The organism is Cylindrospermum stagnale PCC 7417, assembly GCF_000317535.1.
Lineage (GTDB): Bacteria > Cyanobacteriota > Cyanobacteriia > Cyanobacteriales > Nostocaceae > Cylindrospermum > Cylindrospermum stagnale.
On sequence record NC_019757.1, the window covers coordinates 931,185 to 948,600 of the forward strand.

General features: G+C 44.9%; 13 protein-coding genes. 3 read left to right on the forward strand and 10 right to left on the reverse strand.

Going from position 1 to position 17,416, the window contains the following annotated elements:
* Window positions 1-26 precede the first annotated feature (26 nt).
* Window positions 27-4,013 (reverse strand): magnesium chelatase subunit H, encoded by a 3,987-nt coding sequence (locus CYLST_RS03855; RefSeq protein WP_015206395.1) that lies wholly within the window; start codon window positions 4,011-4,013, stop codon window positions 27-29.
* A gap of 1,103 nt (window positions 4,014-5,116) precedes the next feature.
* The gene (locus tag CYLST_RS03860; RefSeq protein WP_015206396.1) at window positions 5,117-5,923 is read right to left on the reverse strand and encodes an Rpn family recombination-promoting nuclease/putative transposase; all 807 of its coding nucleotides are present in this window, start codon (window positions 5,921-5,923) and stop codon (window positions 5,117-5,119) included.
* A 72-nt stretch (window positions 5,924-5,995) separates the two neighbouring features.
* On the opposite strand from CYLST_RS03860, the gene CYLST_RS03865 reads away from it, so the two are divergent.
* Window positions 5,996-7,255, forward strand: a complete 1,260-nt coding sequence (locus CYLST_RS03865) for a glycosyltransferase family protein (protein ID WP_015206397.1) — start codon at window positions 5,996-5,998, stop codon at window positions 7,253-7,255.
* A 33-nt stretch (window positions 7,256-7,288) separates the two neighbouring features.
* On the opposite strand, the gene CYLST_RS03870 is transcribed toward CYLST_RS03865, so the two are convergent.
* The 3 genes from CYLST_RS03870 to CYLST_RS03880 form a co-directional block, all read right to left on the reverse strand.
* Window positions 7,289-7,675, reverse strand: a complete 387-nt coding sequence (locus tag CYLST_RS03870; protein WP_015206398.1) for a hypothetical protein — start codon at window positions 7,673-7,675, stop codon at window positions 7,289-7,291.
* A 264-nt stretch (window positions 7,676-7,939) separates the two neighbouring features.
* Window positions 7,940-10,078 carry a pentapeptide repeat-containing protein gene (locus tag CYLST_RS03875; RefSeq protein ID WP_015206399.1) on the reverse strand — a complete coding sequence of 713 codons (2,139 nt, stop codon included), beginning with the start codon at window positions 10,076-10,078 and terminating at the stop codon, window positions 7,940-7,942.
* A 43-nt stretch (window positions 10,079-10,121) separates the two neighbouring features.
* On the reverse strand, window positions 10,122-10,466 hold the full coding sequence (locus tag CYLST_RS03880; RefSeq protein ID WP_015206400.1) for a hypothetical protein: 345 nt from the start codon (window positions 10,464-10,466) through the stop codon (window positions 10,122-10,124).
* A 456-nt stretch (window positions 10,467-10,922) separates the two neighbouring features.
* On the opposite strand from CYLST_RS03880, the gene CYLST_RS33060 reads away from it, so the two are divergent.
* A complete protein-coding gene (locus tag CYLST_RS33060) occupies window positions 10,923-11,363 on the forward strand; it encodes a hypothetical protein (protein WP_015206401.1) in 441 nt (146 codons plus the stop codon).
* A gap of 313 nt (window positions 11,364-11,676) precedes the next feature.
* Here CYLST_RS33060 and CYLST_RS03895 read toward each other — a convergent pair whose 3' ends face one another.
* From CYLST_RS03895 to petB, 5 genes are all read right to left on the reverse strand, one after another.
* Window positions 11,677-12,048 (reverse strand): hypothetical protein, encoded by a 372-nt coding sequence (locus CYLST_RS03895; RefSeq protein ID WP_015206402.1) that lies wholly within the window; start codon window positions 12,046-12,048, stop codon window positions 11,677-11,679.
* Window positions 12,049-12,092: 44 nt separating this feature from the next.
* Window positions 12,093-13,277 (reverse strand): glycosyltransferase, encoded by a 1,185-nt coding sequence (locus CYLST_RS03900; protein WP_015206403.1) that lies wholly within the window; start codon window positions 13,275-13,277, stop codon window positions 12,093-12,095.
* 406 nt (window positions 13,278-13,683) lie between these two features.
* Window positions 13,684-14,127 (reverse strand): ATP-binding protein, encoded by a 444-nt coding sequence (locus CYLST_RS03910; RefSeq protein ID WP_041233416.1) that lies wholly within the window; start codon window positions 14,125-14,127, stop codon window positions 13,684-13,686.
* A gap of 275 nt (window positions 14,128-14,402) precedes the next feature.
* A complete protein-coding gene (gene petD, locus CYLST_RS03915) occupies window positions 14,403-14,885 on the reverse strand; it encodes a cytochrome b6-f complex subunit IV (protein ID WP_015206406.1) in 483 nt (160 codons plus the stop codon).
* A 258-nt stretch (window positions 14,886-15,143) separates the two neighbouring features.
* The gene (gene petB, locus CYLST_RS03920) at window positions 15,144-15,791 is read right to left on the reverse strand and encodes a cytochrome b6 (RefSeq protein WP_015206407.1); all 648 of its coding nucleotides are present in this window, start codon (window positions 15,789-15,791) and stop codon (window positions 15,144-15,146) included.
* 367 nt (window positions 15,792-16,158) lie between these two features.
* On the opposite strand from petB, the gene ctpA reads away from it, so the two are divergent.
* A complete protein-coding gene (gene ctpA / locus CYLST_RS03925; RefSeq protein ID WP_015206408.1) occupies window positions 16,159-17,403 on the forward strand; it encodes a carboxyl-terminal processing protease CtpA in 1,245 nt (414 codons plus the stop codon).
* The last annotated feature ends 13 nt before the right edge of the window (window positions 17,404-17,416 follow it).

The following is a 17,416-nucleotide window of genomic DNA, read 5'->3' on the forward strand; positions in this document are numbered from 1 at the left end:
GGCAGGCAAGATGCCTGCCCTACAGGTTATTCTACTCCTTCAATTCGGTCTTCGACTTCTTGGTACAACTCGCGTAGACGGTCTAAATTCTCCTCGCTGGTTTCCCAGTAACCGCGTCCGTTCACTTCCAATAAGGTGGAAACAATCTTGCGGAAAGAATGGGGGTTGAGGTTTAGCAACCGTTTCTGCATTTCTTCATCTTTGATGAAGGTTTCGTTGGTATCTTCGTAAATCCAGTTATCCACAGCGCCGGCTGTCGCACTCCAACCTGTTGTATTTACCAACCGCTTGGAAAGTTCGCGCACACCTTCGTAACCGTGAGATAACATCCCCTCGTACCATTTGGGATTTAACAACTTGGTACGGGCATCCAAACGCACAGTTTCTGTTAATGTTCTTACCTGTGCATTAGCTGTGGTTGTATCTGCAATATAAGATGCTGGTTTCTTGCCATCACCACGCAGACTTGCTACTAACTTGGTAGGATCTGAGTCGAAGTAGTGGGAAACATCCGTTAAACTAATTTCGGAAGAATCCAAATTTTGGAACGTCGCATCAGCAGTTTTCAAAGTGCTTTCAAACAACTGTCGGGACTCATCCATGATTCCGGGGTTGTCGGAATTGAAAGAGAAAGACTTCCGGTTGAGGTACATTTCCTGTAACTCGGCTTCGCTGTCCCAAGTGCTGTTTTCCACCGCCAAGTTAATATTGGAGGAGTAGGAACCAGAAGCGTTGGAGAAAACGCGCGTTGCTGCTTGACGCAGATTAATCCCCATGTCCTCAGCTTGTTTCAAAGCGTGTTTGCGGACAAAGTTCATTTCTAAGGGTTCATCGGCTTCGGCTGCCATTTTCACACCTTGGTCTAGCAGGTTCATTTGGTTGATGAACAAGTCGCGGAAAACACCTGAACAGTTGATGACTACATCAATTCTGGGGCGTCCCAATTCTTCTAAAGGTATCAATTCCAATTTGTTCACCCGTCCCAAGGCATCGGCAACCGGACGCACACCTACCATCCACATAATTTGCGCTAGGGATTCGCCGTAAGTTTTGATGTTATCGGTTCCCCAGAGGACGCAGGCGATTGTTTCTGGCCATTTACCCTCATTTTCTGCCTTGTTCCGCGCCAACAGCCTATCAACAACGATTTTGGCTGATTGGACTGCGGCGGTTGTGGGGATAGATTGGGGGTCAAGGGCGTGAATATTCTTGCCTGTGGGCAATACATCGGGGTTGCGGATGGGGTCGCCACCGGGGCCTGGTAGAATGTACTCGCCTTCTAATGCTCTGAGTAATGCTCCTAGTTCGTTGTCGGCACAAACTTGCTTTAAGCAGAATTCCAAATACTCAAATAGGGGTTTTAAGGCGGAATTATCTACTTTGGGATAACCAGCTTGATGCAATGCTTCTACCCAAGGTTCCTTTTTGCCCATGTTGAAGAAATTCAACTTGGAAACGAGAGAAACGCGCCCTTCAGCGTCGATTTGCTCTTTTACAAGGGCGGAAACAGCGGCACGGGTGGCGAGGGTGATGTCTTGCAGTAGTTGGACATCTTCTAAATTCCCTAAATCGCTACTTCTGTAAATAGCGTCAATGCTGCGCCCCAGGCTATTGGCGATGATTCCGGGTAAGCCTTGAATTTCTTCTTCTTGCCGATCTAAACTGGCAATGTTGACGAGGGTGGCGATCGCTTCCTCAGCACTTGGCGGTTTACCGATAACGTGCAACCCACAAGGCAACAACCGCGATTCAATCTCCATCAACTTGCGGTAAACGTTACCAACAATATTATCCCGCTCTTCGGCGCTCATCTCCCTAGCATCGGTTTCGGGCAGGTTGATATCTTTATCCAAGTTAACGATGCGGCATTTATCCATGATGGAGTTGACAATGGAAACCCCGCGTCCGCTGTCTTTTAAGGTTTGGTAAGAAGCAATTAACTCGCTGAGTTCCTTCAAACCTTTGTATAAACCAGCATTTTCTGCCGGCGGTGTCAAGTAAGAAATTGTCTCAGCGTAACTGCGCCGTTTAGCGATCGTTGCCTCACTGGGGTTATTGGCTGCGTAGTAATACAGATTAGGAATTGAGCCAATTAAGTTGTCGGGGTAACAGTCACCAGACATCCCCATCTGCTTACCTGGCATGAATTCCAAGGAACCGTGAGTTCCAAAGTGGAGGACTGCATCAGCGCCCCAAACTTTTTCTAGGTAGGTGTAGTAGGCAGCAAAACCGTGGTGGGGACTGGCAGAACGGGAGAACAACAGCCGCATCGGGTCGCCTTCATAACCAAAGGTAGGCTGAACACCGATGAAGACGTTACCGAATTGCTTACCATAAACCAGCAAGTTTTGCCCGTCGCTGTTGAGATGTCCGGGAGGTGGCCCCCAATTCTCTTCTAGGCGTTGGGAATAGGGGGTAAGTGCCTCATATTCTGGCACCGACATTTTGTAGGCGATGTTGAGTTCCGGGCTGGCATACTGTGCCTGGGCGTCGTGGATGACTTGTTCCATCAACTCTTTGGCGCTTTCAGGTACGTCTTGTACGTCGTAGCCGTTGTTTCTCAGGGCTTGTAATACCTCGAAGATGGAACCGAATACATCTAAGTATGCTGCGGTGCCGACGTTGCCTTTATCTGGGGGGAAGCTGAAAACGGTGATGGCAACTTTTTTGTTTAATTTAGGTTTGCGGCGCAGGCTGGCCCACTTTAAGGCTCGTTGAGCAACTATTTCTACTCGGTCTCTTAAGGCGATCGCTTTTCCGGTGGTACCATCCCTACCTGATAATATAATCGGCTCAATGGCTCCATCCAATTCGGGAATGGCAATTTGTAAAGCAACTTGAATCGGATGTAACCCTAAATCGCTATCCATCCACTCTTCGGTGGTTTGGAAAACTAAGGGCAACGCTACCATGTAAGGACGATTTAAGCGCTTCAGGGCATCAATCGCTTTCGGATGGTCTTGTCTGGCTGGGCCACCCACTAAGGCAAAACCAGTCAGGGAGATGACTGCATCTACTAACGCTGTGTTGGTGGTCGGTTCGTAGAAATAAGCTTCCACAGGCTTGGAGAAATCTAAACCACCTGCAAAAACTGGCAGCACTTTGGCCCCTAGTGATTCCAATTCCTGAACGATCGCCACATAATGGGCATCATCACCTGTAACTAGGTGAGTCCGTTGCAATACCAAGCCGACACAGGGCGCCAAGGGATCTTTTAAATCTTTAGAAATGTCCTTGCGGGCTGTGTACCAGTTGAGGTACTCTCGCACATCCTCAAACATACTTGGAGCCAAAGGATGCCAAATCCCTAAATCGGGATAGACAACTGGCCCTTGATATACAGGAGATGCAACATTTTGCTTGTCTCCATCTTTGACTACATATTTATCAGCTAGCATCAGCAAGAAGTTTTCCAGGTTTTCTGGAGAACCACCCAGCCAATACTGAAAACTGAGCATGAAATTTCGGGCATCCTGCGCTTTTTCCATTGGCAGGAATTTCAGTACTTGCGGCAGCGTTCTTAGCAGCTTGAGCATCCCATCTTGGAATCCTGCGCCGGATTTCTCCTTGCGTTTCCGCATGAATTGAGCGATCGCACTCTTCGACTGACCCAATTGTGCCAGAGAAAAGCTGCCCATCTTATTCAGGCGCATTACTTCCGGCATGGAGGGAAAGACAACGGAAACGTCCAGGTGATCGCGGTGGGGTTCTACTGCTGCAACTACTTTCTGTGCTAAGTCTTCAATAAAAATCAGGGAAGCGATAAAGATATTCGCCGTTTCCATCTCCCGTTTGAACTCTTCGTAGTTCTCAGGATCACGGAGTTCTTCAATCAAATAACCGCTGATTTCAATCGCCAGATTTGGATGGTTAGAGTTAATCGCCCGAACCGCTTGCGACAATGCACTCTGGTACTGGGACTCAAGCACGACATAGACCACCTTGATTAAATTACGTCCGCGTAAGTTATCAGGCGCAATATGACGAATGGTGGACTTGACGTGGGTGAACATGCTTCCTTTGCTCCTTTGATGTGATGCGCGTTCTCTACATGGAAGTTCATTACGGCTGATGCCGCCGCTTGTAACTTCGTTTTTACTTGTCAATATGAACTTTTTTTATCAGAAAACGCTTACTCTATGAGCATTTTGCCACCTATCTGACACAAATCGATATAAAAAAAGCAATATTTCTTAAAAAATCTTGATAATTCCAGCAGTAGTCGCAAATTTGATGTAACGAAAACTTAATACAATCAGGACTGACGCCAAAAAGTTACAAAATACTACATATCAATTTCAATCCGTTAGCGGTTCTCGCTTCATTGCAATACAGTCGGAACTACACTCCGTATTGCAATAGCTTATTTAGTATTTTTTTTATCCTACACCCGCGAAGGTAGCTAATAGACATCTTTGGGAATGTAGAGCAACGTCTCTACTTAATGCTATGTCTAATGATAGAAAAGACAATAATTAGGTTTTATAAAAAGTACTAAATGCTTTTCAGCCTGGGAGAATGACTAACCGTAGAAGGTTATAATTAATTTTAAATTAAATTGATAGTTATGTAATTAGAGAGGAGATATTTGGCAAATGTTCTACCCTTACTCAAACTCAAACTATGCCGATTTTCAAGGTGCAAACCTCGGAGAATATATAGAAAAAAATATATATAGGAAAACTTTTATGAGATAAGTTGAGTCAATTTTAAATAATCTTTAGATTAGCAGGGGATGATAGCGAAATTTAATATAGCCTTTCTCGTTTGTATCCAACACATCCTGACCTCTCTCCAAACCTCTCTCCTTCCAGGAGAGAGGCTTTGAAACTTGCTCCCCGAAGCAGCGATAAAAGTTTTTCCTTTCCCCTCTCCTCCTAGGAGAGGGTTAGGGAGAGGTTGTTGGGGGTTAGGTCTATATTAGAATCAACCGCGAAATTTAATAATAACCATGCTATAGCAATCCTATTTTAGTTGTGAACAGCAGTATTTTTTTAACGTTCGCGCAGCGTGCCGGAGGCATTACCGCTCCAGACGCAGAGAGCGCAGAGGAAGAGAAAAAAGAGATGTTCACATCTAATTTAGGATTGCTATAAGAGCATTAAGCTTCAACTATTCACCCCGATTTTGTTTGTGCTAACCAAGCTTCTAAATCTGCTAAACTCGAAAAGTCAAGTAAAGCCTCTCCCAAGTCTTCCAACTTAGTTAAAGATAAAGCCTGAATTTGTAATTGTAATGCTGGTGCAACCGTCCCAACTCGACGACGCAGTTGTCGCATAATCAAAGAAAAAGCTTCTTCTTGTAAAATATCCTGATAAATGACTGACTCGCGCATAAAATCTCTCCGCAATAATTGTCTAATCAGTTCCTTATCTAATACTAGCCCGGCTAAGATAGCTGTAGATGCAGCTACGTTACTTTGATTTCTGCTATTATCAAGCTTTTCAATTTGTTGAGAAACTTGTTCTAGAGTTCCTGCTTTATCTCCGGTTTGACTAAGTGTAGCCAGTGGTAATAAACCTGGAGAACTCAAAAAAACATCTGTTGGTTGTTCCCACAAACGAATTACTTCAAATTCATGACGGGTTTTTTCTAGGATAAATGCAGTTTGTTGCACTAACTCAGATTTACTGGGTTGGAGGTAAATGACAACTTGGTGCATTTTTTTACTAGGAAATCTGCGATGTACCCGCAAACGATAATCAGCCATCCGAAAAGGAATATCTGCTTTTGGTTGGGTTTGAAATTCCAAATGCAGGACAATTTCATCTGACTGTAACAAAATTAAGGCGTCGGCTCTCATTGGTTCCAGAAACAATTCAGATGGACTGAGTTCAGTCACTGTAATTGCTTTACCAAGTAGCCAAGTTGCAAAGTCAGTTGAAAATGACTCAGCCAGAAATTTACATACATTATCAAATATAGCCTAGTATTATATCATAATAATTGGATTTTTATAACTGATAAATTAGGTAATATTTAGTTAATTAAATAAATGACTCAAGTAGATATTCTCATTCTCTCAAATGGCCCTGGTGAAGTAACAACCTGGGTACGCCCAGTTGTCAAGGCATTACGGCAACAACTTGGTGATGATCGTGCTGTTGTCAGGATTTCTGTAGTTTTATCCCCTTGTCCAAATGCTAGTGGTAAAGAAGTGGCGATCGCACTTTCTTATCCAGAAGTCGATAGAGTGCAAGGTGCAGAGCATTTTTGGCAATTTCTTCTCTGGGGGAAAACCGCTGAAAATTGGCAATGGTGCGATCGCGGCGTTGTAGTATTCTTGGGTGGTGATCAAATTTTTCCTGTAGTCATCGGCAAAAAACTCGGATATCGCACAGTGGTTTATGCTGAATGGGATGCCCGCTGGCACAACTGGATTGATCGCTTTGGCGTGATGAAACCCGAAGTTTTTGCCCGTGTCTCCCCCAAATATGCCCACAAGTTTACCGTTGTCGGCGATTTGATGCTAGAAGCCGCAGGGGAAGCAAACAATCACCTCCAAGCCAAAATTGAGATGATTGGCATTTTACCCGGTTCCAAAGCCGCCAAATTAGCCCAAGGAGTACCATTAACTTTAGCGATCGCAGAATATATCCACGCCAAAAGACCCCAAACTAAGTTTGTGATTCCCGTCGCCCCAACTTTAGATTTACAAACTTTAGCCGGTTTTGCCAATCCCAAAAATAACTCTATTGCTGAGATATTTGACTTTCAAGGTGCGGACTTAATTATCCCAGAAGAAGTTAAAGGCAAGGCATTACTCAAAACAGCAACAGGTTTAACAGTGGAATTATGGCAAGAAAACCCTGCATATGACTTATTATCCCAGTGCTGCATTTGTCTGACTACAGTGGGAGCAAACACCGCTGAACTTGGTGCTTTAGCTGTGCCGATGATTGTTTTACTGCCAACGCAGCAACTTGATGCCATGCGTTCTTGGGATGGCTTACCTGGATTGTTAGCAAATCTGCCTGTTGTTGGTACTACTTTTACCAACGTGATTAATTGGCTATTCCTCAACCTCGTGAGACGCAAAGGTTTATTAGCATGGCCAAATATCTGGGCACAGGAAGAGATTGTGCCAGAAATTATGGGTGAACTCCAACCGCTAGAAATTGGAGAAATGGTGTTGGACTTTTTAGAAAATCCCGAAAAATTGGCTGATATCCGCGCTAAACTCCGCAATATTCGTGGCGAAAGCGGTGCAGCGCAAAAATTAGCAACTTTAGTAAGGGAAGAGATAGAGAAATAGGGAGGTGGGGAGAAACAAATTTAAATTTTGATTTCAATCAGAAGATTCTCCATCTCTTCTACCCAGTTCATAAATACTGGCACCCATGCAGGCAAGTATGCCGGTGCTAATTCCCCAGCTATTACCTAAACTGATATCTAGAACCCAGTTAGATAAAGCACCAAATACCAGAAAAGGCACAATGCTAAACAGTGAAGCGTAAAAAGCGTTTTGGGATTCTCTGGCTTTGCGTGTCTTTTCAAATTCTGTCTGGCTGGTATAAAGCGATCGCTCGGCAAAGTTAAACCAGCGGTTGAGTTGCTCGATTACCCATCCCCTCATCGATTCAAAAGCAAGATATAGCGCTAAAGACCACAAACTTGCTCCAGCGATCGCGATCGTGTTTAACTCAAAGCGGAAAGGCAGAATTTCAGTCAGCATAACTTGGGGTATTCCTGCAAAGGCTAAATTTTATCTCTGTTTTGAAATATTCAAGGTGCGTTTGAATACTTATGTTATCGCTGTTGCAGGCGCAAATCTTCACCTTTTTATGCCAATCCCGCAGTTTTTGCCGCTGATTCCTTCAGATCCGCTATTCACGGTTGCTATTAAATATGTTTTATCCAGAACTCTCGTAGAGACGTGACATGTCACGTCTCTACATTCTTATGTCTAAGTATCTATCTGCCTCTCACCCCATCTAAACTATGGACAACGGCGATGAATACCGCCTTGAGTACAAATAAAAGCCAATTGCTTGGAATCTAAATTTTTGGCTTGAGTAAAATCAACGCCCTGGACTAAAGCGGATTGCGAGCCGAGATCAGGCGTTTGGACAAATTGATCGGCTGGATCTTGTTTGGGAGGAAAGAGTATTGTTCCCTGAAAATCTGCCCCGGCAACATTAGCCCCCTGTAAATCTGCACGACTCAAATCAGCATTCCGCAGATTAGCATTTTCCATATTTGCCGAGCGCAAAACGGCACGAGTCAGCCGAGCCGTACTCAAGTTAGCATCGCTGAGATTAGCATGATCTAAATCGGCTTCTGATAAGTCTGCTCCTTGCCAATCGGTTTTAGTTAAATTGGCATTTGACAATTGTGTCGCTATGGCAGTGACACGACCTAAGTTAGCAGCATATAAATTAGCTTCGTTTAATTTAGCGTCGCTGATATCTGCCCCTGTCAGACTAGCTTTTTCCAAAACTGCACTCCGCAAATCGGTTCCTACTAGCTGGGTGCTGTTGAGTTTAGCGTCAAATAGACGTGCATTGGCTAAGTTAGCTCTGTTGAGAGTGGCACGGCTCAAATCGATACCGGTCATCAAAACCCGACTGAGGTTGGCATCAGTAAGATTGACTTGTCTCATCTGAGCTTGACTCAAATTAGCGATCGCATCGTCGTAGGTATCCCAGCGTCCATCCTCACCCACTCCCCGGAAGCGACTACCCTGAAAACTGGCTTGATTCAGATTCGCTCCCTTGAATACAATTCCTGATAAATCAACTTTGTCTAGTACCAAGTTAAAAGAAGCGCTTTCCCCAGAAGCGTTATTCCCAAGCTGGGTATTACCCAAATCGACATCGTTGATTTTTCCGGTGTAGACAGCAAGAATCTTATTGATTGTCCGTTGGTTGATATTTAATCGCTTTTGGCGGATTTCCCGCTCTTGGGTGTCGCTTACCAATTCGAGTTCACCAGCGAGAAACTGATTCAGGCGTTTTAATTCAGGGATAGCTTTAGGTCCGACATTAGCCAAAGCTTGTTGAATATTATCCAGCAGGTTTGGGTCAGTTTCCTTCACCAGCAAATCCGCCAGAAATTTGATTGCCTGTGGGTCATTAAGTCCACCCAGAGCCAGAATTGCGCTCTGACGCTCCTCATTAGTAGCCCCAGAGTTGGGATTAAGATATTTGATCAGTGTGAGAAACTGTTGGCTGTTGATTTGCTGGGATTTTCGCGCTTGTTCTTGGGTTTGGACATAGACCTGAGTGCCTACTAAAGCTGACAATACCGCAGTCATGCTTACCAGGGCCACCACAACTAGAGTCAAACTGGGCCGCGTCTTGGTTGCTGCTGGAGTGCCCACAGTTCGTCCTACTTCCTCTTTACCCTCCTGTAACTGATCGTCTCCATTACCCAGAGTGGATTTACCCCGTTTATTACTGGCTGAGGATGTTGGTGGAAATGGGCGAGTGGCATCTATGGTGTAAGTTCCTGCCAACAGGTCGTGTAGGGCACGACGCCGCCGTTGGGATGGCCATCCCATGCCTTCCCCTAGCACAATGAAAACGGTCAAAAATATGAAAAGACCTAAATTAGGGAAAGCAAAACTGTAGCGCCACAGCAGATAAGCAGCAGTAACAGGCATTGCCCCACGACCAATTCCTTCACGCACCAAAACTGCACCCAATCCGGGGGCTTTACCTTCCTCGGTGACTACCCGCACGCCAAACCAACGCTTAGGAATGGTGCTGCCAGTTTTAGCAAGTAAATATAATTGCCACCATGAGAGGGTTAGGGGCGCTAACAAGGCGACTGTCCACAAGAAATTAGTCGGCGATGCTACGTTACGGATGCCATAACTTACAGGTAGAGCCAAAGGTTGAGCGATCGCTCTTTCTGTGACTAGCAGCACCGGGTTAAGTGACACACGGTTGAGATCACTTCGGGAATTGGCATACACGCCCATGCCAAAGGGAACCAACCCACTGGTAACGACTAGGGTGATTTCTACTGCCCAAGCGGCAAAACGCCTAGTTGCTAATGGCAGCGAAGTGGCTGTTTCCGGCTCTTTTGGTCGGTTAGATTGATTAGTATTTCTCCTGACAATTGGCGTCGCCATTAGATAATTCCCTTTGACTTTTTTTAGGCGTGATTAAAATAGACTATTGCTTACGTTGAAAGCTACTAGACACAAAAAATTTGTATCCAAGATACACTAACACTGCTAAGAGCGCCAGACTGATCACCGAAGCAACAAGTTTGAATACTGTTTGCAGCATCACGAGGCTCAATAGCACAGCCACACCACCAACTGCTAGCTTCTTCACTCCAGATAAAGTATTGAACCAGAGGCGCGATCGCTCTAAGTGCAAGTTCAACTTGGCAAAACCAGACTGAGGTGTCTGTGTTTCTGCTTCTGGTTGAGGAGACTTTCCAGATGAGGACTTAATCTCGGACTCTAGCTTGTCGAGGCGACGCTGCAAGTCTTCTTCTCTTTGAGGATTCATCAATCTTTTTTACCTCAGCTAGGACAATTCATCAACAACAAACCAACCAAATCTAATTTTTGGCGGTTTTGTCCGTGATTTTAGCTAATATCTGTGGGTGTAAACCCTCTGTGAGTCAGGAAAAATAACGTTTTTTCTATTAGCTGTTATGGATGGCTATGGTACGTGTGCTAGGATTCCGTGTATTCACTAGGGCGTAGTCCGAGTGCCCATCGCCTCAAACATGAAAGAGTGATTGCTAATCGGGGCAAATATATTTAAGCATTGGGGTTTGCCAAGATTTTTCACTCCATCCCCAGTTATCTCAGGATATTTTTTTATTTAGCTATATAGCGATTTAACTACAAAACAAAAATTTATCCTGTAAAATTTGGAACAAAGACGGGTTACTTTCGTCTTAAAACCCAGACTACATCTCAATATTGCTCTAGAATACAGCCGAGAGCATTAAATAAAATGAAACCGCTTAAGCTATTGACAGTTGTTACCGCAGCTTTGGCAACGAATTTGCTGATTACCCAGGTTAATTGGGCGCAAACACCAGCAATACAAATTAATCGCAATTCCCAAAAAGATCCGCTAATTTTAAATGGCAAATCTGGCGGATCAGTCCCCAGCAACTGCGGCAATATCTCTGCTGCACCCAATCAAGTTATCCAGGTTACAGAGTCGCTACCTTACTTGCGATTAACTGTTGAGAGCCAAGGTAAACCAACCCTGTTGATTGATGGGCCTGGGGGGCGCTTCTGTGTACTAGCGGATAGTTATTCTGGTGGTAAGCCAGAACTTTCTGGTTTTTGGCAGGCAGGGATATACTCGCTGTATGTTGGCGATTCATCCAAGGGACAGTATAACTATACCCTCTCAATTTCCCAACAAAAGCAGCCAACAAAGTAATCAAGAGATTATTTACTTCATATTCTTGAAGATTTTCAGCAATTGGTGTTAATCGAAAATCATGAATTAGTCCTAATTCACGCAACCATTCTGCCACAAGTTCTTCTATTGTTATGCGTTTGCGACCTTTTCCCAGAACTGTTAGTACCAAACAGCCCTGTTAACGATGCCATCTGCATATTTCCCGTATCTTGCCAGGATTTGAAATTTTGGGCGTGTAACTCGGTAAGCATAAATTAAAGTTCCAAATTCCTGTTCCTGGCTAATCGGCTGATTCTACTTTAATGATTTCAAAGTAGATAATCCTAGCTGTTTAATCTTCTAGGGATTTAGCTGGTACTTCAATTGCTGTAACGTCAATTGTGCCTTCTGGTGCGAAGCGTTGAAAATGACCATTTTGGATTGACACCTGCTCTCCACAGTTAGGACACTGCAATTTGCTGTTATTTAGACCTGTAAATTCATATTCACAGACAGGACAGTTGTCAGCAACTAAATTGCGTTGTAGCCACCAGCGAAACCCGAAGAAGGCAACAATTGGGGCGAGAAACAGCAATCCCACAATAATCAGCAACGAATTCACCAACCAGCCCAAACCCAATGATGCCAGCAACCAGAGAACTGCTAACATGGTGAGCCAAGGGCGGAGATTATCAAGATTCAATTGAAAGTTCTTAAGGCTCATTGTTTAAAAGTCTTCCTGTTCTTCCTTTAGGATAGCGAGTTTGGTCATTGGTCAGAGGAAAGCAGCATCTCTTGCAACCGCTGCTGGAAGGCATCCATACCGAAGATCGCGATCGCCTGTTCTCTTAACCATTTTCCATCACAACGCTGGTCGTTTTTTTGAAGAATTTCGATACAAGCTGTAGCCACAGCATCTTGATTGCGGTGTGGTACTTGCCATCCCAATTTACCGTCCTGCAAGGGGTCAGAGGAGCCGTCGTCGTCACCAGATAACACTGGTACTCCACTTGCCATCGCCTCTAGATAGACTATCCCAAAGCCTTCCTGGGAAGGCATAATATAAGCATCAGCCAGGCGGTAGTGGGCAATCAATTGTTCTGTGGGCACAAATCCGGCAAAAACAATGCGATCGCTCACACCTAAATCTTGGGCTAGCTGGGCTAATCGCGGTTGGTCATCGCCACGACCAATTACCAAATATTTTACTTCGGGGAAAACCTCAGCGATTTGCGGCAATGCCCGAATTGTGACATCGACGCCTTTGTAAATATCCCCCGACCACAGCCGCGCCACTGTCATTAAAACTTTGGCATTATTTAAATTATATTTCTCAACTAATTCTGGCTGTTTGGGGCCAGGCGTAAATTTATCCCCATCAATCGCACAAGGCAGTATCTGGACAGTGTTTGGGTTTATACTATTAGCAGCACAAAGGCGATCGCGGCTATAGCGGCTAATTGTCCAAATTTCGGCTGCTGATGACAACGCCTGACGTTCTTTATCTGTCAGCGGTTTCCAGACTTCTTTACCATAAGTCAGTACAGTGTAGGGAATCCCCAACGGCTGGCAAAAGGTTTTGATCATTACCGCCAGGTTAATATGACCGCAAAAAACATGTTGGGGGCGTTTTTGCCACAGTAATTTGAGCAAAGTTAATGCCAAGTTAACTCTCGCCAGCTGGGACGAGAAATTTTTAAAGTAATGAAATTTTAAATTCTCTGACTCAAAAGGATTTAAGCAATCAGGGCTATCTCGCAGCAACAGGACTTCTGCGCTGTAGGCTGAGTTAAATTCCTGATAGCCGCGAAAAATGTCTTTAACATAGGATTGAATACCACCTTCGAGTGCATAAATTTCTAAGAACACGAAGAAATGCTGTGTTTTCTTGGGAAATTTAGGACTTAAATTTAGGTTTGCTGCCACTTTACTCAAATGTTGGTTTGCTGACATTCACAGTGAGGATACTTATTTTTTTAGACAAATAAATATTTATTTTTTGAGTTTTTTTGAGATTATTACTCAAAATGGGAGGTAGAAAATGCTGTTGATAGTTTTCCGAGAGATTTCTGCCTTACCATGCCCGCCCAAGTACAGGTTGGCGGAAATTAAAGCTCCCCTTCAAAATAGCCGAAAAACCGAATTTATCAGCTTTTTGTGCCTCTTTCTGCCTATATCCTTGATTCGGCAAAGCTACCACTTTGGCGCAGCCTCTGGCGATACAGATGAACTCCGAAGGAGCAGAGCTTATGCCTCCGGTGCGCTGTTCGCGTTGGCGCTTGCGATACGGGAGAGCAACGTTGACTGAGGAGCCAAGGCGTAGCGTATCTCTTACAGTCCGCTTTGTGACTCAGTGGGACTAGTGTTGTCCTTCTAGACAATATTTGACAATCAGCAGACAATTCCTGCTATCGGCGCCACGTTCATAGACAACATGGTCAGCCAAGCGTCGCAGCAGAAACCATCCAAATCCACCTACTTGCAGAGTACCTGGTTCTGGCTCGGCGAGCGTATCAGGATTGAAAGGTTTTCCATGATCCCAAATTCTCATTTCTAGTCGGTCAATCCACAGAATCACTTCAATCTCTATGGTTGTTTCCGGTGGTAAAGCACGATGAGCGTGACGAACTGCGTTGGTAAAGCCCTCTGCTAATGCTAAGTTAAGGCGATAAATTTGGCTTTCTGACCAGCCATATTGAGCTAAATGTCGCAGACAAAATTGCTCAAACCATTGTTGCACTTGGTTTAGGAGCTTAAGTTCGCTCTTCACCGTCAGATGGTCTTGCTGCACTATGCTAAGAATTGACCTTGACTTGAATAGTAAGTTAAGTGAAAGTAAGTGAAAAATGTTCGTATTTGTTCTTTTTAGTAGCTTGGGCAGCCAAAACTTAAAATTTCCAGATGCCACCTAGACTAAGAAAATTGACGCCTGTTGGTTGTTCTCAAAAGCAGATCCGCCATTCGTATGAAGGTTAGCTGCCGACTTAGACACCCATCTGGGTGGCTTGTCGTCAGAGATCATCACTTTGGTATCTGAGAAGGAAACTCACAGGCGTCAAAGCACTTTGGTTAACTAATTTAGAACAGTCCCAAAGTTAAGGATTTATCCAATGGCATAGCAGCACCAATACCTAGCCACAGGGTAACCAGAGTACCAAACAGGAATACTGTGGTGGCAACTGGACGACGGAAAGGGTTTTGGAACTTATTGACATTCTCAATAAAGGGAATCAGGATTAGTCCCAGAGGTACGGAAGCCATTGCTAAAACTCCCAAGAGTTTGTTGGGGAGCGATCGCAAAATCTGGAAGACAGGGTACAAATACCATTCCGGCAGAATTTCCAACGGTGTGGCGAAAGGATTTGCTGGTTCACCAGTCAGAGCGGGATCTAGCACGGCTAGAGCCACAATACAGGCGAAAGAACCCATGATCACAATGGGAAACACATACAGCAAGTCGTTAGGCCAAGCGGGTTCGCCGTAATAGTTGTGACCCATACCTTGGGCGAGTTTGGCTCTTAACTTAGGATCACTGAGATCGGGTTTTTTCTGCGTTGACATTTTTAAATTTGCTCTCCTGCTTAAGTTGAGTTAAAGCATTGGTGAAAGCCGTCAGCTATCAGGCCAGCCATTTGGAGGGAGACACTGCGATGCTATGGGTTGCAGCTACTTATCCTTGGCTTCTACAGCTTCCAGCTTCAGAAGAAGAGTGTTTGTTTGTAACTTTTGGTGCTAATTATTTCTTCTGTTTCCTCAGTTTAAAACAAACAACTCGATCTGGGAACTGAATGCTGTTGCCTTTAAGCTAACAACTTTAGATTACAAAGGTCCAGAAATGCCTTGTTTGCGAATCATCAAGAAGTGGAACAGCATGAAGACCGCAATCAACCAAGGCAGGACAAAGGTGTGAGCGCTATAGTAGCGAGTTAGTGTCGCTTGACCAACACTCGAACCGCCGCGTAGCAGGTCAGAGATGAGAACGCCGACCACGGGAATTGCTTCTGGAACGCCACTAACGATTTTCACAGCCCAGTAGCCAACTTGGTCCCAAGGTAGGGAATAGCCTGTGACGCCAAAAGAAACGGTGATCACAGCTAAGATGACACCACTGATCCAGGTCAGTTCACGGGGCTTTTTGAACCCGCCAGTCATGTAAACCCGGAAGGTGTGCAAAATCATCATCAGCACCATCATGCTGGCGGACCAGCGGTGGATGGAACGAATTAGCCAACCGAAGTTGACTTGATTCATGATGTACTCTACGGAAGAATAAGCCTCGGCGACTGTTGGCTTATAGTAGAACGTCATCGCAAACCCAGTAGCAAACTGGATGAGAAAGCAAACCAGGGTAATGCCGCCCAGACAGTAAAAGATGTTGACGTGGGGAGGGACGTACTTGCTGGTGACGTCATCAGCGAGGGCCTGAAGTTCCAAGCGTTCCTCAAACCAGTCATAAACGTTGGCCATACTTTTCTCAAGTTCCTAAAAATCGGTTGCGGTTGATAAATCTCCCAATAAGCAATTTTGGGATTTTAGCAAAGGGAAATTTGTTTGTTTGCTTGTCGACTTGCAGAAGGGTTACAGTTTTCAGAAACTTAACACTCTGTAAATATGGAATATATTGCGTTCTCTTCGCAACTTAACACCAAAATGGTAGTCACAAAGTAGATCTTATCGTTTGCTGAGTGGGTTGCACTGGAACCAGTTGATTTAACAACTTGATGAGAACAATGCAGCACTTCTATAAAAAAAGTAACATAGTCGAGAGATAGATTTCATCCAAAACAAGGCAAATGGGCAGCTCTAGGGAATTTGGGTTGAGGTGGCATTGAAAATGGGTTTAATGAACAAACAGGTTTTTCGGCTAGGATTTTCATTGCTGGCAGCTTTTTGCTTGGCTCTGGGTATACTCGTCCCACCAGCAGCAGCTTTGACAGATGACCAAAAGCTAGTATCAGAAGTTTGGCGAATTGTCAATCGTAGTTATCTGGATGAGTCGTTTAATCATCAAAACTGGGCGGCAGTAAGGCAGCAGACGCTCTCGAAGCCGCTGCAAAACCACCAAGCAGCTTATGAGGCTATTCAGAGGATGCTCAAGAGCCTAGACGACCCTTTTACCAGGTTTTTAGACCCTGAGCAGTACCGCAGTTTGCAGGTGAATACTTCTGGCGAACTGACGGGGGTGGGATTGCAAATTGCGCTCAATCCCCAGACGGGCAAGTTGGAAGTAATAGCACCCATAGCCGGTTCTCCAGCGGATAAAGCTGGGATTCAACCACGCGATCGCATCCTCAAAATTGAGGGCATGTCCACAGAAAATCTCACCCTCGACGAAGCTGCGGCGCGGATGCGCGGGCCGATTGGCAGCCTCGTGACTCTGTTGATTGATCGAGAAGCAGAGGGAGAAATAGAGATTAGAGTAGTGCGATCGCGCATTGCTCTTAACCCAGTGGTGGCAGAATTACGTTCATCAGCGCAGGGAACGCCCATTGGCTATCTACGCCTAAGTCAATTTAATGCCAATGCCTCAATGGAGTTGGCACAAGCTATTTCTAGTCTAGAAAAAAAAGGCGCTGCTGCCTATATTCTAGATTTGCGAAATAATCCAGGAGGGCTATTGCAATCGGGAATTGAGATCGCCCGCCAGTGGTTAGACTCCGGGACTATAGTCTACACCGTGAATCGGCAAGGCATTCAGGGGAGTTTTGAAGCATCTGGGCTAGCTCTGACAGCAGATCCGCTGGTGATTTTAGTAAATCAAGGAACTGCTAGCGCCAGTGAAATTCTCGCCGGCGCACTCCAAGATAACGGTCGTGCCCAATTGGTAGGCGAAACCACTTTTGGGAAGGGCCTAATCCAATCCTTATTTGAATTGTCTGATGGTTCTGGCTTGGCAGTAACAATTGCTAAATACGAAACCCCTAACCACCATGATATTAACAAATTAGGTATTAAACCAGACAAGGTGATCACTCAAGAGGCAATTACCCGCGACCAGATTGCCACAGAAGCCGATGGTCAATATCAAGCCGCAGTGGAACTGCTGATTAAAAACTCAGTAGTAGTGGGAGCAAAATGAAGTCAGGAGAAGA

What these genes read in the sequence shown, in the direction of transcription:
- CYLST_RS03855 (WP_015206395.1), bottom strand. Translation starts at nt 4,013, where the DNA reads ATGTTCACCCACGTCAAGTCCACCATTCGTCATATTGCGCCTGATAAC.
- CYLST_RS03865 (WP_015206397.1), top strand. Translation starts at nt 5,996, where the DNA reads ATGACTCAAGTAGATATTCTCATTCTCTCAAATGGCCCTGGTGAAGTA.
- CYLST_RS03870 (WP_015206398.1), bottom strand. Translation starts at nt 7,675, where the DNA reads ATGCTGACTGAAATTCTGCCTTTCCGCTTTGAGTTAAACACGATCGCG.
- CYLST_RS03875 (WP_015206399.1), bottom strand. Translation starts at nt 10,078, where the DNA reads ATGGCGACGCCAATTGTCAGGAGAAATACTAATCAATCTAACCGACCA.
- CYLST_RS03880 (WP_015206400.1), bottom strand. Translation starts at nt 10,466, where the DNA reads ATGAATCCTCAAAGAGAAGAAGACTTGCAGCGTCGCCTCGACAAGCTA.
- CYLST_RS33060 (WP_015206401.1), top strand. Translation starts at nt 10,923, where the DNA reads ATGAAACCGCTTAAGCTATTGACAGTTGTTACCGCAGCTTTGGCAACG.
- CYLST_RS03895 (WP_015206402.1), bottom strand. Translation starts at nt 12,048, where the DNA reads ATGAGCCTTAAGAACTTTCAATTGAATCTTGATAATCTCCGCCCTTGG.
- CYLST_RS03900 (WP_015206403.1), bottom strand. Translation starts at nt 13,277, where the DNA reads ATGTCAGCAAACCAACATTTGAGTAAAGTGGCAGCAAACCTAAATTTA.
- petD (WP_015206406.1), bottom strand. Translation starts at nt 14,885, where the DNA reads ATGTCAACGCAGAAAAAACCCGATCTCAGTGATCCTAAGTTAAGAGCC.
- petB (WP_015206407.1), bottom strand. Translation starts at nt 15,791, where the DNA reads ATGGCCAACGTTTATGACTGGTTTGAGGAACGCTTGGAACTTCAGGCC.
- ctpA (WP_015206408.1), top strand. Translation starts at nt 16,159, where the DNA reads ATGGGTTTAATGAACAAACAGGTTTTTCGGCTAGGATTTTCATTGCTG.